Here is a 15,061-nt window from a genome sequence, read left to right as displayed (position 1 = left end):
ATTACATTCTCAACTGTACTTTGGTACAGTAAAGCCAATCAATGACTCTTATGCCGTGCAGTGGCGAAGAGTCGTGGTAGAGTTTATTAAGTAAGGTTCTGCAACTGATTCACTTAATGCTGCAGGTGCAACGAGTATTCACATTAAACAATTGGCTCAATAACTATCTTAAAAGAGACCGATAAATGATGAAGCCATCCGCTCAATCACCAACTTGGAGCGATATCATTTTTAAATTAAGACACCTGCTATTTTTGGGTGTTATTCTGCTTGGGTTAGTCACCTCATTTGGAATACCTAGCTTGTATTTCAGCAATGATTTTCGTGTCTACTTTAGCCAAGAGAACCCTCAGTTAAAGGCTTTCGACAGTTTCGAAGAAAAGTTCAGCTCTCACGATAGCGTTGCATTTATATTAGCGCTCGAGAATAGCTCCTGGTTGTCACCCAAGTACCTTCAAAAACTCAACCAATTTACCGAGCAAACTTGGCAATTACCAGCCACCACTCGCGTAAATTCATTAACCAATTACCAATATACTCAAGCCGAAGGCGATTTAATTCAAACCGATGCTTTCTTTAGTTTAGGGAGCAATGTCGATTTTTTACGACGAAAAATGCTCGACGATATTCAATTAAAATTCACTTATCTCTCACCCGATGAGACTGTCGCCGTTATTCAAGCCGATCTTGAATTTAATAAGTCGGATAAGAGTGAAGTAAAAGAAATATATTTAGCCGCACAAGCATTACAAGAACAGTGGAATCGAACCCTGCTCAACGCCGACTTACCTATTAAAGAAATTTATATCGTCGGGTCAGTGGTATCAAACGTAACCTTAGAGAACGCGGTTAAAAATGATCTGATTTTATTAGTGCCGCTAAGTTACCTAATCATTACCTTCGGTTTACTATTTTTTCTACGAAGCATAAAAGCCACGCTGATTACCTTATTTATTGTCACTATTAGCATCATCTTCACATTCTCTATATTTTCATTTTTCAAACAAGAACTTACACCCGTTGCTGGCTTTGTACCCTCGGTAATACTGACCCTAGCCGTGGCTGATTGCGTTCATTACTTGACGAGTTATCGATATCTGATCGAACACGAAAACTACTCGCCTGAAGCGGCCAACAAAGAAGCCTACCAGATTAATTTTAGTCCGATTTCTTTAACCAGCGTCACCACCGCCATTGGAGTTTTGTTTCTCAACTTCAGTGATTCGCCGCCATATCGAGATTTAGGGAACATGGTTGCTATTGGTGTCACACTAGCGTGGGTTTTAAGTATTAGCTTTATTCCACTAATATTGGCTCGATTCCCGATAAATTATCCCGTTCGAAAAACCAAGAATAAAGGGATGTTGAAGTTATCGAGGTTGCTCGCTAGGAATCGCGTTAAAGTACTGATCATCATGCTCGGTTTGTCAGCAATATCTATTCTAGGGATCAGTCAGCTTCGAATCACTGAAAACTGGAGCCAGTATTTTGGTGAAGAGTTTCGTTTGTCACAAGCTATTAACTTACTAAAAGACAAGTTTAATCGTCTCCATCGCTACGAAATCGTAATCGATAGTCAAGTCAACAATGGCGTAAACGAGCCGACGTATTTGAACACGCTCGATCAACTCATTCATTACTTAGAGCGACAGTCAGAGGTAAAGCATATTCAGAGCTATGGCTATATTCTAAAACGTTTAAATCAAGCCATGCACCAAGACTCAGCTAGCTACTTCCAAATGCCAGAATCGCGCCCTCTCGCTGCGCAATACTTGCTGCTTTATGAATTCTCGTTGCCACAAGGGCTCGGAGCCAATGCATTTGTCACCTTCGACCGCTCAGCAACGCGTACCTCAATATTACTAGAGCCAATGGACTCACAGCAGCTGCTCGAATTCGAAACATCACTCCATGACGCTTTTGCAACCATGACCACAGGAAATAACGTAAAACTTGAAGTGTCAGGCATGGATAACATTTTTGCGCACATAGCCCACCGTAATATCGTGCAAATGATCTTCGGAAGCGCGACGGCCTTATTGGTCATCAGTCTGCTGATAGCGATCGTACTTCGTTCGTTTAAATATGGGATGATCAGTTTGCTGCCTAATTTAATTCCAGGAGCCATCGCTTATGGATTGTGGGGTTATTGGTTTGGCTACATAGACTTGGCTTTGTCTGTTGTAATTTGTATGAGTCTAGGGATTATTGTTGACGACAGTGTCCACTTTATTACCAAATACTCTCGAGCTCGAGATCAGCTTAAGCAGTCAAGCAAAGAATCTCTTAACTACGCGTTCCATGTCGTCGGCAAAGCGCTCGTTACTACCACGGTTATTTTAGTCGCTGGTTTTGCAACATTAATCGCATCGCCCCTAAATCCAACTGCCGCGACGGGCAGCCTATTATGCATTACACTGGTGATTGCACTGATTGTAGACTTTACCCTCCTGCCCATTGCTTTGATGTTATTTCAAAAGGATAAGACTAAGGCAAAGGTCTAATCGCAATGAATAAAAATCAGCGGAAGCATTTGCTTAGTGACAACGCTCCTTAACGCTCCTTAATGATAATTATTCTTATTTACATTATTGGATTAATATTTTAAACTGCACGCATTAAATGACCATTATCAACGTATATGTTAAAAGGTCTAGAAAGAATGTAATTAGCCCTTTTGAAGCTAAACAAAGCGCTTCGTTTAGCCGTCTAATCTAGTTAGTAAGGTGCAGTATGAAGAACTTAAATGTAGAAACCGTTCTCGACGTCCATCACTGGAATGATAAGCTTTTTAGCTTTAAAACAACTCGACATCAGTCGTTAAAATTCAGAAACGGTGAATTTGTAATGATCGGTTTACCGCAAGATGAAAAGCCTATTGTTCGTGCCTACAGCATTGCCAGCCCTAACTACGAAGATCACCTTGAATTTTTTAGCATAAAGGTTCCTAACGGTGCCCTCACCTCAAAACTCCAACACTTGGAAAAAGGCAGTCAAATCGTCGTAAGCAAAAAGCCAACGGGAACTCTGGTCATTGATGATCTTAAACCAGGCAAACGCTTATTCCTTTTTGCCACTGGTACTGGCTTAGCGCCATTTTTAAGCATTATTCAAGACCCAGATACTTTTGAGAAGTTTGACCAAGTGATTCTTTGTCACGGCGTTCGACACGTGAGTGAATTAGCCTATAAAGAGTTTATTGAACATGAGTTAAAAGCTCATCCTTATATTGGTGAAATGATACAGCAGCACCTGACCTATTTTCCAACGGTAACGCGTGAAGATTTCCCGACCCAAGGACGAATCACTGAACACTTAAGCAATGGCAGCTTATTTACGCTTTTAAATATGGCTCCATTAGACCCTGAAACTGATCGAGCCATGATTTGCGGAAATCCAGAAATGCTTAAAGACATTTCGGAACTGCTCAACCAAGCCGGATTCGAAATTAGTCCCAAAACGGGCATTCAAGGTGACTATGTGATTGAAAGAGCATTTGTCGATTGATTTAACCAGTATATGATTTTGTGACAAGAGCACCTAATAGGTAGAAAAGGTGCTTATACCCTATTCCTTCGCATTGATCTTGTAACCGTAAAAATCAAACGTCTCATTGTTTATGACAACTTATTAGTTCCTAAGCGATAACTATTTAGAATCCAGAGTGTCATAATCTATCAGTATTCAATTCACGCTTTCTTATCACTGATTTTGCGCTGTAATAACACTAAGCCTTGCGCAGTTAGAGCAATGCACAGATGAATAATTGTGTAAATATTAAACAACTCGACAATAGAAAAACTTCCCATTAAGAATTCCCAAAACTCCATCAACACCGAAGTAAGAATGAATGCAAAAAGAAAGTGTTTTACAACCGCTGTTTGTATTTTAACGAAAAGCAAATAATATAAAATCGTAGCGATAAGTTGAATTAGTCTCGACTTAATCTGACACATCAACTTGAAAAAGTGAGAGTTACCCGTTTTGATTAAAGGTGTCGAATCTTTAAATCAGAACGTTATAGAGGTAACTCTCATGCTACATACTAACAACCCAATCATAAAACACAAAGCTGGTTTACTTAACTTAGCAGAAGAACTCGGGAACGTATCGAAAGCCTGTAAGGTAATGGGCGTATCACGAGATACATTTTATCGCTATCAAGAACTGGTCGAAGAAGGCGGTATCGATGCCCTTATCAGCAAGAGCCGTCGCAACCCAAATGTTAAAAATCGCGTTGATGAAGCCACAGAAACAGCGGTTATCAATTATGCCATTGAGTTTCCGGCACACGGCCAACACCGAACCAGTAACGAGTTGCGAAAGAAAGGAGTCTTTGTATCAGGGAGCGGTGTCCGGTCGATATGGCTCAGGCATGACCTAGAAAACTTTAAGAAGCGCTTGAAGGCACTGGAAGATAAGGTTGCTAAAGAGGGCATCATACTGACCGATAGCCAAATAGCTGCACTTGAGAAGAAGAAAAATGATGATGAAGCCTGTGGTGAGATTGAAACAGCTCACCCTGGCTACTTAGGCTCACAAGATACCTTTTATGTCGGTAACCTAAAGGGCGTTGGACGAATTTACCAACAAACCTTCATCGACACTTACAGCAAAGTTGCCTTTGCCAAACTCTACACCACAAAAACACCTATTACCGCAGCCGACATACTTAATGACAAAGTGCTACCTTACTTCCAGCAACATGAGTTACCCATGTTGCGAGTATTAACGGATCGCGGCACTGAGTATTGTGGAAAAGTTGAACATCACGACTATCAGCTGTATTTAGCAATCAATGACATCGAGCATACAAAGACTAAAGCAATGTCACCGCAAACCAATGGTATCTGCGAACGATTCCATAAAACGATATTGAACGAGTTCTACCAGGTTACATTTCGGAAGAAATTATACAGTTCACTGGATGAGCTTCAAAAGGATCTGGACGAATGGATAGTTTACTACAATAATGAACGCACCCATCAAGGAAAAATGTGTTGTGGACGAACGCCCAATGAAACATTAATTGATGGTAAGAGAATTTGGGCTGACAAAAATCTAGCTCAAATCTAAACTGACAGACACCAATTGAAAAACGGGTAACTGTCAGATTAAGTCTGAGCTAGTACAGATAAGTATTATAACGCCGTTTCTTATATGCGTTGAGTTCTGCACAGCTTCTTTTATGGTTGCACCATAAAGCTCCCATGTTAAAGGCAGAGTCATGCCATGAAAAAAACCAATGATCTCAGGCATCAAAGCTAACAGAAAACAGAAAATTATTGTTCTTATATAATGCATATTAAGTAACGTCCACCTTAGTTATATCACTGTTTCAGCAAGAGCTTCTTTCACTCTTTATAAACTCTCTACAATCCAGTTACATCTCTCCAGCGATCTAATTCCATATTTCGAACTAACGCGTAAGAAAGCAGTATTCTGGATTTCCAAGTTAATTAAAACTGCAAAAAGCTTTGTTCTGTTTAAAATTCTTCTAATGAACAAACATCAATGCCATGTTGGCTGAGACTGAATTCGATTAAACTGTTTTGCTATCGCCTCTAGAAGATTCTTTTGATTATTCGAAATACCGCCCTCCACCTTGGCTACTTCATTCAACATCGACATCAGCTGCTGCTGGTTAGATTCACTAAAAGTATTGATTGAAGGTGCTAGAATCATTTTGACTTCGGCTGATAGATTATCGGTATCTTTCAATAGATGACTAGAAACATTGTATAAATCTAGCGACTGCTGCTCGCTGATACCAAATTCTTTTTGAAACAAGTCTATGACCAACTCTTTCGTCTCTCGAGAAACAGCGCCATCGATTAAAGCCATTCCCGATACTAATAGCGCAGCCGCTTCAAGAGAGTTTTCAAGCCGGTGAATGGGTTTAGTGCCATGCGCCTTCTCCCACTTTCTTCGCCTAGCCCATAGAAAGGGGTTCAAAGAATTTAGATTGAAACCCGACTCATTCAGTCGATTTAAGGCCCACAATAAGCCCGCGATCGCAGTAATCACCCCAATAATGATATGCATAATGCTTTTCCTAGCGGTTGTAAATTTATTGTTGTAAATTTATTTACGAGATATTCCTTTCGAATATCGGCAATTATTCATCATCTTGAACAAGTAAACAATACCAATGACTGATCAATAGGCTATTTAGTTTCTTAATAATTTGCTCAAGAAATGAACGCATGTCTCAACCTTACAGATAAAACCTACGAAGACATTGCCTACCCTGGACAAACATAATAGATTGCAAAGATGTTAGATACATGGAAACCAAACCGACTTTTAAGTCAGAGTTATCCAGCTAGCTTATGAATGAGTAGTGACAGCTAGACGATACAATTTTCAGTTAGAAAATACTGTTTTCCGCTAAACCACATAGGTTTAAGCTAGATAACATATTAAGCTAGATAAGAATGGATTAATATCAATGAACAAACTACTCGTGTCGCTGTTGCTCGCATCCTGCGCAACTAATGTCTACTTACTGATGTTTACCGAGTCTTCAATAAAATACGACAATCTCACTCGTCAGTTAGAGTCGACACAGATGAAATTAGAAGCATCGCAAGAAAGCTTGGCACTTGTACGTGTTAAAAATTTGGAGTTAGAAAAAGTACTTCAGGTGAACAAACAGAAATCATCACCATCTCATACTCTATCGAGCACCGACTCAAGATTACAAGATCTAACTGGCATCGATCAGCCGCCATCTAATCTTAGAAATAATAAAACCGATACATGGACAATAATCGAGGAACAATATTTAGAGCAAGGTATCGATAACGACTGGGCGAATCAGCAAGAGCAACATTTATTAGAACTTTTTCATCAAACACCACAACTCGCCGATCATCCGGTGCAACAAGTTCACTGTCGAACAACGATTTGCAAGCTCAGTGTGAACTCTAATCAAACTAGCTCTAGCGCCATCGCAAGTAAACTTGCTCAATATTTAGGAGACACCAGTTGGCATGATCCAGAAGCCACCTTTGTTTTTGAACATCACGCAAACCAAGGCACCATCGACTTTTATATAGGACGAGATGGCGACAGCTTCAAACGCTAATCTTAACTAGGGAAGGTTCAACGTTTTTCAGGAGCGATGTCTTTTATGTTTTGGTTATACTCAGCTAAATCATTAACCTTATAGGGTGAATGCACTCTACTCTCAGAAGCTGGATGAAATGTCAGTCCGGTACCTTTTCGCCAATCTTTTATCGGTCTAATCGGTCTTGAAACAAAACCGCCGCCACAATTAGGGCATACATTGAGCAAAGTATTAGCAACGCAGTCACTGCAAAACGTACACTCATAAGAACAGATCATTGCTTTTGTTGAGTTGGCGGGTAAATCTTTATCGCAAAGCTCGCAATTCGGGCGGATGGATAACATGGTCACTTACTCCTTTAAAAGTCTTCCTTATTTTACTACAGTCTGTTTTTACAACAATTAGAAATACACGATTATCGTGTTAAAGAAGAATATGATTTCATTGCGCTTAGTCAATCATTCATTTGATTGTGACTAGTGTGTTCAGTTATCAAAAGCATTCGATAAATACTGCGCAAAAAGAAAGGCCAAGCTTTCGCTTGGCCTATGTGCTGGGAGTACTCTTAAAATAATTATTTAAGCGATAGATACCGCTTTATTGGAACCTTTCAATTCAAGCAGGTCTGAAAATGCACCGTCCCAAAGCAGGTGTCGACTTTCAAGAACTTGCTCAGACACTCTCAAACATTGCTCATATCGCTTCTGGCTGTTGTCGCACAAACGCGTCAACATACTTAATGCAAGCGGACCATGTTCATCACCATCAACTTCAATATGACGTTCAAAGTAATGGATCAGTGTTTTGGTTTGCTCTGGTGCTTCGTTTTTCAGATTACGAACAAACTCAATAAACATAGAAGGAATCAAATTTTCCCGTCCAATGGTAAAAGCAGCAGCGATCTCATGCAATTCACCTTTCTCAACCACTTCTAACGTTGTGGTTACAAATTGCTGAATTGAGAATGGAAGGGTCTCGATTACCGCATGATAATCTCCGCCTTCACGAACGGTGTTAACTAACTCGTCGATTTTACTGGTATCAGCACCGCACTCATTCATTGCTTGCAAATACCATTCGAAGTGAGATAAACCACCCACCACTTCGTCTGACTCTTCGCCAAGTACGATTTCATTAATCATCATTCTAACCGCTGGGTCACCAGTAGGTACCCAAGGAATGGTGACATTGGTCATTTTAATTTGCAGTGCTTTCAATAAGGTCATGAAATCCCAAACTGCGAAAACATGATGTTCCATAAATACTTTGGCATCTTCCAAAGTATCGATTGATGTATAAATAGGATGAGTGGTTAGTAGATTACCTAACTCTTCAATTTTGTCTGACTTGAAACTAAGCATTTTTCTACTCCGAACAGCGTTGATGTCAATTTCAAATTAGGCAGTTCATATCTTTGTTTCAACAAGAATTTATTCAAAGCGCGATTGAGTTCATTATTTTAAATTGCAATATCCAAAGTTGGAGATATCCACTTTTAATATATTTTTGGAATAAAAATGACGGTTCTTACAAACCACTGGTTGGGGGAAATCAACCAAGACTTGGGTCATTTTAGCCAACTTCTGCGTTAAAGCCCAGTAAATTCGTTTGGCACGATAAATGCTCTGCTCTATGTATACGCAAATTCAGGCGAATACTTTTAACGTCCAGCTTTTGGATGCTGAGTTTTTGAATGCTTCGATTTCAAAAATAGCTGGGTACTTTAAAAGCTTGAACAGATAACCTTATCTATAGGAGTAAACATGTTAAACGGTTCAATTCTATTCTTAGTCATTGCCATCATCGCTGCAGTTCTAGGATTTACCAATATTGCTGGTGTCGCGACCACGTTTGCAAAAGTAATGTTTATTCTTTTCCTAATACTTTGGTTCGTTTCAATGTTACGAAGCAGGAAACGAAGTAACGCCTAACTGAGTGATTGCAAAAAAGCATTAAATTTTAAAAAAGAAAAGTCGCATTTTTAACATCATTGTAACTTTCATTTACAACAATAGGAGAAAACTATGAAAAACTTAACCTTTATCGCTGCCGCATTATTTAGTTTTACTTTAATGGGTTGTGCTGAAGAAGAAGACAACTCGTTGAAGGAGCAAGTGAAAGATGCCAGTGACGCAATCACCGATACCGCTGAAGACATCGGCGACAAAGCAAAAGATACAGCGCGTGATGTTGGTAACACCATCGAAGACAAGTGTGAAGAAATTAAAGAAGGATTAGAGACCAAAGATACCGATTGTTAATTGGTCAATGTAATTTTTAAAAGTTAACCTTGAAAAGTTAATCTTGAGAAATTACTCATAAAAAGCAAGCTCGAAAAAGAGCGCTGTGATTGCACAGCGTTCTTTTTTAATCAGCTCAAACTATATTAAAAACCAACTCAGAATTTAGTCACCAAATGATCCGTTTGGTCCAGGGAACACCACTGGGCTTTCATAGCCATCTTGACTAACTGCCGCTACGCCAAAAAAGTAATTATCGATAACCACGTTTTCTAGTGTAAATTGATTCACTTTGCCTACAAATCGACTGAACTGCCATTGTGGTTGATCGGTATAACGCCAATAGATTTTATAACCGGCAATCATCGACGACTCTCGCACGGCAGGCTTATTCCATTTCAATGTTGTCGATGGCAGGACTGCACCACTTATTTCAACGCCACTGGGTGGTGCCGGCGCCCACGCCATACTGGCTAGCGAAACAGCGTTAAGCGCTGTTAATTTAGCAGCGTAAGGAAAATTAACACCATCAATAGTATCGCCGTATTGGACACCATTTTCTTCGCGTAGGTCTTGATGTTGTCGATCATAATGTTCGTTCGTTTCCATAATACGAACGCCAGGAAAACCGACCGCATTAAATGGACGATGATGCCCACCACGAGCAAATCTATCTAATCGATAAACCATCATTGTGTCTAGATTTGGAATGTAGCGATCGGCTATCCAGTCAATATATCGAGCGAGGTTACGACTTGGAGAATCAACTTCACCACCAGTAAAACGCCGAATTCGCGCTTCTTCAGTTGTCTCAACTGCTCGCGTTCCCTCTGAGAAGATTCGTGCAGTGGTATTATTGATAACACCGTTAATGCCCTCAATGTTTCCGATCATGTCGTTGTTTAACACCGCTTTGATTCGCCACTGATTTTTTACTGCATGTTCAGCTAAAATTTTTCCACCAAACAACCCCTGCTCTTCACCTGATAAAGCCGCGTAGATAATCGAGCCTTTAAATTTATACTTAGAAAGCACCCTAGCGGCTTCTATCGTGCCTGCAACACCAGACGCATTATCATTAGCTCCGGGAGAGTCATCGGTTGCATTTAAAGGGTCGGATACTCTAGAGTCGATGTCACCAGACATAACAACGTACCGATTCGGGTCGATGCTCCCCCGCTGTATGGCAATGACATTGACGACCTCAGTTGGGTTAGGAATTCTCTTTTCACCTGAAATGGTATCTTTCACCATAATCACTTCAAGGCAACCGCCACATTGCTTAGAAATTTTCTCAAATTCTTCTTTGATCCAACGTCGAGCGGCACCAATACCACGAGTGTTTGACTGAGTCTCAGATAAAGTGTGTCGTGTTCCAAAACTGACTAACTTTCGGATATCGTTCTCAATACGCTTAGCAGACACTTCAGAGGCAATTTTATGCAGCGCACTCTGGTCAATGTATTGAATGGTTTGTTGTTGACCGCCCGCCGCATTCAGCGTGCTTGCAATCATTAGACTCGAGCTAGCTAGACCAACGGCTAAGCTTCGGAAGTAGTTTATTCGTTTCATATTCTCCCCTTTCGCATCAACTTACACTGTCGTTATATTATTTTCTTTCTCTTCTATTTCTCTTTCTAATATCTTTCTCTTTCTCTTTCTCTTTCTCTTTTACTTTGCTTTAGCCTTAAGCCGACTTTGCCATTTATTAATCACTAATACTACATTGGCCACTATAATTATTAAAGCGCCCAGAATCATCGACCCCGTGATAGGCTCGTCAATACTTAGAAAACTTATCAACACGGCTAATGGGATGTACAAATAGTAGGTAATTCCGGTAATAACGCCCGGTAATTCCGTCGTCGCTTTAATCCACATGCTATGAGCAAATAGCGTCGACACAACGCCCAAAAATAGCAACCCTAAAACATCGTTCGATTGTAGCGCCCATTGTTGCTGCAGGCCAAACGGCAAAAAAGCGACAAAAGCGAAAGTAAACTGCCCCCAAGCGCGCAGCGTATTAGACAGCGAGTTATTTAATTGATGGAGCACCGGCAATACTCCGTATAAAAAGCCACTGGCAACACCGATAATGGCTCCCCAAAATAGCTCGGAAGACCAATTGAATTCAGGAATCACTAAGAGCATACCGCCAAAGGCAAAGACTGTTGCAATCAAATCTGTAGAAGTGATTTTTTGCTTTAAAAATACAGCGCTTAAAAACAAAACATGAATGCCGTAGGTTGATACGGCAATGGCTGCGATAGAGGGGGTTGATAACTTTATACTTTTAAAATAAAGAAACCAATGTACGGCAAAGGTAACACCAATTAATAACAAACCAAGCCATTGACGCTTCCTTAATTTGAGGCTTATTTTTTTTACCCCTAATATGTACTAGCTCAGACTTAATCTGACAGTTACCCGTTTTTCAATTGGTGTCTGTCAGTTTAGATTTGAGCTAGATTTTTGTCAGCCCAAATTCTCTTACCATCAATTAATGTTTCATTGGGCGTTCGTCCACAACACATTTTTCCTTGATGGGTGCGTTCATTATTGTAGTAAACTATCCATTCGTCCAGATCCTTTTGAAGCTCATCCAGTGAACTGTATAATTTCTTCCGAAATGTAACCTGGTAGAACTCGTTCAATATCGTTTTATGGAATCGTTCGCAGATACCATTGGTTTGCGGTGACATTGCTTTAGTCTTTGTATGCTCGATGTCATTGATTGCTAAATACAGCTGATAGTCGTGATGTTCAACTTTTCCACAATACTCAGTGCCGCGATCCGTTAATACTCGCAACATGGGTAACTCATGTTGCTGGAAGTAAGGTAGCACTTTGTCATTAAGTATGTCGGCTGCGGTAATAGGTGTTTTTGTGGTGTAGAGTTTGGCAAAGGCAACTTTGCTGTAAGTGTCGATGAAGGTTTGTTGGTAAATTCGTCCAACGCCCTTTAGGTTACCGACATAAAAGGTATCTTGTGAGCCTAAGTAGCCAGGGTGAGCTGTTTCAATCTCACCACAGGCTTCATCATCATTTTTCTTCTTCTCAAGTGCAGCTATTTGGCTATCGGTCAGTATGATGCCCTCTTTAGCAACCTTATCTTCCAGTGCCTTCAAGCGCTTCTTAAAGTTTTCTAGGTCATGCCTGAGCCATATCGACCGGACACCGCTCCCTGATACAAAGACTCCTTTCTTTCGCAACTCGTTACTGGTTCGGTGTTGGCCGTGTGCCGGAAACTCAATGGCATAATTGATAACCGCTGTTTCTGTGGCTTCATCAACGCGATTTTTAACATTTGGGTTGCGACGGCTCTTGCTGATAAGGGCATCGATACCGCCTTCTTCGACCAGTTCTTGATAGCGATAAAATGTATCTCGTGATACGCCCATTACCTTACAGGCTTTCGATACGTTCCCGAGTTCTTCTGCTAAGTTAAGTAAACCAGCTTTGTGTTTTATGATTGGGTTGTTAGTATGTAGCATGAGAGTTACCTCTATAACGTTCTGATTTAAAGATTCGACACCTTTAATCAAAACGGGTAACTCTCACTTTTTCAAGTTGATGTGTCAGATTAAGTCGAGACTAATTCACCTAATAATAAAGTCATCCCCAAACAAGCAATTAATAATCGAGCGGTAGCAATTTCTATCTCGTTAGCCGCATTGACTTTAATCAATGTAGGAACACTGGCCATAAAAACGATCGCGCCAACCGCGGCCATCAATGCACGAGTATTCATAGGTTTTTATTCATGTACTTTTGCTCGTCCGCTATGTCTTATGCATTAGTTATTTTGAAATAGATCTTATGCAATATCTTTTATGCTTTACGGAACAACTTTTCGAAAGGGTTATCATTGATTAATGGGACAATCTAAAATCATTAATTACCGATTTATTGCTCGCCGTTATTTTAATTGTCCCGGCCTTAAATACCAATTAGATTCTACTCAGCATTGTCCGTTTTCGCTCGCTCACACCATTGCACTTTCATTATTTTAGAGCTTGGGTATTTTTCTACAATATCAGCGTAGTGTTTATCAATAGCTTGACGACGAATCTTTAACGTTGGAGTCATCATTCCATTATCCGTCGTCCAATCTTCATTCACCATCAATACTAAATTGATTCGCTCATGTTTTTCTAAGTTCGCATTGACTTGTGAGAGTACCGCTTCTATCTGCTTGCTCATCTTACTCTTATTTTCAGGCGTCCAAGGCTGTAACCAACTTACGATTAAAATTGGATGCGGTAGATTTGCGCCCGTCACACATAAATGCTCAACATCAAGCTTTGGCAGTAATTGGTTTTCAATAGGCACAGGAGAAATATATTTGCCCTTTAAGGTCTTAAAGATCTCTTTGACGCGTCCGGTAATCGATAAATATCCTTCTGAATCGATCTCACCTAAATCGCCAGTACGAAACCATCCATCTTGAATAACCGCACTGCTCAGCTCCTGCAACTTATAATAACCATCCATTAAACTACCGTTTCTTAATAAGACTTCACCATTTTCAGCCAACATGCATTCGGCCCCAGGGAAAGGTCTTCCAACCGTTCCAGCTTTCCGATGACCTGGCAAATTAATATGTGAAAATCCGGCGGTCTCACTGAGCCCATAAGCTTCGCAAATTTCTACCTCTAACCCTTCAAACCAATCAATCACCCCTTTTGGCAAGCTAGCCGCGGCAGACAAAGCAATCTTTACATCCGCCAGCCCTAGCCCATTAATGATTTTCTTTTTTAACCAGTTACCAACGCCTGGCAATGAAAAAAGTAGGCGGCATAGCTTTGCTCCACCTAATTTATTTTCAACGCCCTGCTTTAATTTTACCCATATTCTTGGAACACCAAAAAATACTGTAGGCTTTACCGAATTTAAATTATTGGTAAAGCGATCGAGTGACTCCACAAAGCTCACTTGCGCACCAAAGTAAACGGCAGCCATTTCAACAATCATGCGCTCAGCAACATGAGCCAAAGGTAAATAGGAGAACAATCGATCTTGTTGGTTAATTTCAAAAACTTGCTCAACGGTTAATAGTGCGGAACTGATAGCTCGGTAACTTAGCATCACACCTTTAGGGCTTCCCGTTGTTCCACTGGTGTAAACAATCGTCGCAAGCTCATTCGCCTGCGCCTGATAGGTCTGCTCCAATGGAGTGAGGCGTTTTATCTCTTCTTCCCAAAATTTTAAATGCGGCTTTTCATTAAAAAACGATAAAGTTTCATAAGAAGCAAAACACACTTTCTTATCTTCCCAATCAAAAAGCTTACCTACAAACGCAAGCTTTATATCACCGTGCTGAAGAATAAAATCAATGGTTGAGCGACCCGCTGTAGGATAGATTGGAACTGAGACATGCCCAGCCATTAAAATAGCTAAGTCAACAATAAACCATTCTGCGCAGTTTAAAGAGTAAATAGCGACATGACTTCGAGGCGGCAATCGCTTCAAATACTGAGCTAAACACTCCGCTTTATCCCAAACGGTTTGAAATGAATATTCTTGCCATTGATTACCTTGCGGTTGGCGTAAAAAAACTCGTTCTGGTGTATCTTCGACCCATTGCTTAAAACGAGTAATGGGAGAACTAAAGCTAGGCGATTTAAAGTGACCAGCATCAGAAGTTGAATTACTTGAGTCAACATTGTGAGTCATAAGAACCTTGTCTATTTAGGTCAATACTAATAATTTCAATAATTTAGCACAGATAAACTGAATCAACACTTTG

14 protein-coding genes are annotated in these 15,061 nt (G+C 40.3%); 6 read left to right on the top strand and 8 right to left on the bottom strand.

All coding sequences use genetic code 11. The features are described 5' to 3' along the window. The first annotated feature begins 185 nt into the window (after positions 1-185). From Q9312_RS01410 to Q9312_RS01400, 3 genes are all read left to right on the top strand, one after another. Positions 186-2,504, top strand: a complete 2,319-nt coding sequence (locus tag Q9312_RS01410) for an efflux RND transporter permease subunit (RefSeq protein WP_309202735.1) — start codon at positions 186-188, stop codon at positions 2,502-2,504. A gap of 229 nt (positions 2,505-2,733) precedes the next feature. Then, positions 2,734-3,507, top strand: coding sequence for a ferredoxin--NADP reductase (locus tag Q9312_RS01405; protein ID WP_309202734.1), 774 nt, complete (start codon positions 2,734-2,736; stop codon positions 3,505-3,507). Positions 3,508-4,035: 528 nt separating this feature from the next. Then, the gene (locus Q9312_RS01400; protein ID WP_309201277.1) at positions 4,036-5,076 is read left to right on the top strand and encodes an IS481 family transposase; all 1,041 of its coding nucleotides are present in this window, start codon (positions 4,036-4,038) and stop codon (positions 5,074-5,076) included. 435 nt (positions 5,077-5,511) lie between these two features. Here the strand turns inward: Q9312_RS01400 and Q9312_RS01395 are convergent, their stop codons facing one another. After that, positions 5,512-6,045: a TerB family tellurite resistance protein gene (locus Q9312_RS01395; RefSeq protein ID WP_309202733.1), complete on the bottom strand. Its 534-nt coding sequence runs from the start codon at positions 6,043-6,045 to the stop codon at positions 5,512-5,514. Positions 6,046-6,451: 406 nt separating this feature from the next. Between Q9312_RS01395 and Q9312_RS01390 the strand changes: the two genes are divergently transcribed. Then, positions 6,452-7,090 carry a hypothetical protein gene (locus tag Q9312_RS01390; RefSeq protein ID WP_309202732.1) on the top strand — a complete coding sequence of 213 codons (639 nt, stop codon included), beginning with the start codon at positions 6,452-6,454 and terminating at the stop codon, positions 7,088-7,090. Positions 7,091-7,107: 17 nt separating this feature from the next. On the opposite strand, the gene Q9312_RS01385 is transcribed toward Q9312_RS01390, so the two are convergent. After that, a complete protein-coding gene (locus Q9312_RS01385; RefSeq protein WP_309202731.1) occupies positions 7,108-7,416 on the bottom strand; it encodes a DUF1272 domain-containing protein in 309 nt (102 codons plus the stop codon). Positions 7,417-7,650: 234 nt separating this feature from the next. Beyond that, positions 7,651-8,433 carry a DUF3050 domain-containing protein gene (locus tag Q9312_RS01380; protein WP_309202730.1) on the bottom strand — a complete coding sequence of 261 codons (783 nt, stop codon included), beginning with the start codon at positions 8,431-8,433 and terminating at the stop codon, positions 7,651-7,653. Positions 8,434-8,835: 402 nt separating this feature from the next. Between Q9312_RS01380 and Q9312_RS01375 the strand changes: the two genes are divergently transcribed. Together Q9312_RS01375 and Q9312_RS01370 are read left to right on the top strand one after the other, a co-directional pair. Further along, the gene (locus Q9312_RS01375; protein ID WP_309202729.1) at positions 8,836-9,003 is read left to right on the top strand and encodes a DUF1328 domain-containing protein; all 168 of its coding nucleotides are present in this window, start codon (positions 8,836-8,838) and stop codon (positions 9,001-9,003) included. Between the two features lie 93 nt (positions 9,004-9,096). Then, the gene (locus tag Q9312_RS01370; protein WP_309202728.1) at positions 9,097-9,333 is read left to right on the top strand and encodes a hypothetical protein; all 237 of its coding nucleotides are present in this window, start codon (positions 9,097-9,099) and stop codon (positions 9,331-9,333) included. Between the two features lie 144 nt (positions 9,334-9,477). Here the strand turns inward: Q9312_RS01370 and Q9312_RS01365 are convergent, their stop codons facing one another. From Q9312_RS01365 to Q9312_RS01345, 5 genes are all read right to left on the bottom strand, one after another. After that, a complete protein-coding gene (locus Q9312_RS01365; protein WP_309202727.1) occupies positions 9,478-10,884 on the bottom strand; it encodes a M28 family metallopeptidase in 1,407 nt (468 codons plus the stop codon). A gap of 99 nt (positions 10,885-10,983) precedes the next feature. Further along, positions 10,984-11,691 carry a DMT family transporter gene (locus Q9312_RS01360; protein ID WP_309204533.1) on the bottom strand — a complete coding sequence of 236 codons (708 nt, stop codon included), beginning with the start codon at positions 11,689-11,691 and terminating at the stop codon, positions 10,984-10,986. 74 nt (positions 11,692-11,765) lie between these two features. After that, a complete protein-coding gene (locus Q9312_RS01355) occupies positions 11,766-12,806 on the bottom strand; it encodes an IS481 family transposase (RefSeq protein ID WP_309201277.1) in 1,041 nt (346 codons plus the stop codon). 89 nt (positions 12,807-12,895) lie between these two features. Beyond that, positions 12,896-13,063 carry a hypothetical protein gene (locus tag Q9312_RS01350; protein WP_309202726.1) on the bottom strand — a complete coding sequence of 56 codons (168 nt, stop codon included), beginning with the start codon at positions 13,061-13,063 and terminating at the stop codon, positions 12,896-12,898. A 206-nt stretch (positions 13,064-13,269) separates the two neighbouring features. After that, on the bottom strand, positions 13,270-14,988 hold the full coding sequence (locus tag Q9312_RS01345) for an AMP-binding protein (RefSeq protein ID WP_309202725.1): 1,719 nt from the start codon (positions 14,986-14,988) through the stop codon (positions 13,270-13,272). Between the last annotated feature and the right edge of the window lie 73 nt (positions 14,989-15,061).

This window comes from Pleionea litopenaei, from assembly GCF_031198435.1.
In the GTDB taxonomy this organism is placed as follows: domain Bacteria; phylum Pseudomonadota; class Gammaproteobacteria; order Enterobacterales; family Kangiellaceae; genus Pleionea; species Pleionea litopenaei.
The sequence above is the reverse complement of the archived record's forward strand: the minus strand, read 5'-3'. Positions and strand labels throughout refer to the sequence as shown.

What these genes read in the sequence shown, in the direction of transcription:
- Q9312_RS01410 (WP_309202735.1), top strand. Translation starts at nt 186, where the DNA reads ATGATGAAGCCATCCGCTCAATCACCAACTTGGAGCGATATCATTTTT.
- Q9312_RS01405 (WP_309202734.1), top strand. Translation starts at nt 2,734, where the DNA reads ATGAAGAACTTAAATGTAGAAACCGTTCTCGACGTCCATCACTGGAAT.
- Q9312_RS01400 (WP_309201277.1), top strand. Translation starts at nt 4,036, where the DNA reads ATGCTACATACTAACAACCCAATCATAAAACACAAAGCTGGTTTACTT.
- Q9312_RS01395 (WP_309202733.1), bottom strand. Translation starts at nt 6,045, where the DNA reads ATGCATATCATTATTGGGGTGATTACTGCGATCGCGGGCTTATTGTGG.
- Q9312_RS01390 (WP_309202732.1), top strand. Translation starts at nt 6,452, where the DNA reads ATGAACAAACTACTCGTGTCGCTGTTGCTCGCATCCTGCGCAACTAAT.
- Q9312_RS01385 (WP_309202731.1), bottom strand. Translation starts at nt 7,416, where the DNA reads ATGTTATCCATCCGCCCGAATTGCGAGCTTTGCGATAAAGATTTACCC.
- Q9312_RS01380 (WP_309202730.1), bottom strand. Translation starts at nt 8,433, where the DNA reads ATGCTTAGTTTCAAGTCAGACAAAATTGAAGAGTTAGGTAATCTACTA.
- Q9312_RS01375 (WP_309202729.1), top strand. Translation starts at nt 8,836, where the DNA reads ATGTTAAACGGTTCAATTCTATTCTTAGTCATTGCCATCATCGCTGCA.
- Q9312_RS01370 (WP_309202728.1), top strand. Translation starts at nt 9,097, where the DNA reads ATGAAAAACTTAACCTTTATCGCTGCCGCATTATTTAGTTTTACTTTA.
- Q9312_RS01365 (WP_309202727.1), bottom strand. Translation starts at nt 10,884, where the DNA reads ATGAAACGAATAAACTACTTCCGAAGCTTAGCCGTTGGTCTAGCTAGC.
- Q9312_RS01355 (WP_309201277.1), bottom strand. Translation starts at nt 12,806, where the DNA reads ATGCTACATACTAACAACCCAATCATAAAACACAAAGCTGGTTTACTT.
- Q9312_RS01350 (WP_309202726.1), bottom strand. Translation starts at nt 13,063, where the DNA reads ATGAATACTCGTGCATTGATGGCCGCGGTTGGCGCGATCGTTTTTATG.
- Q9312_RS01345 (WP_309202725.1), bottom strand. Translation starts at nt 14,988, where the DNA reads ATGACTCACAATGTTGACTCAAGTAATTCAACTTCTGATGCTGGTCAC.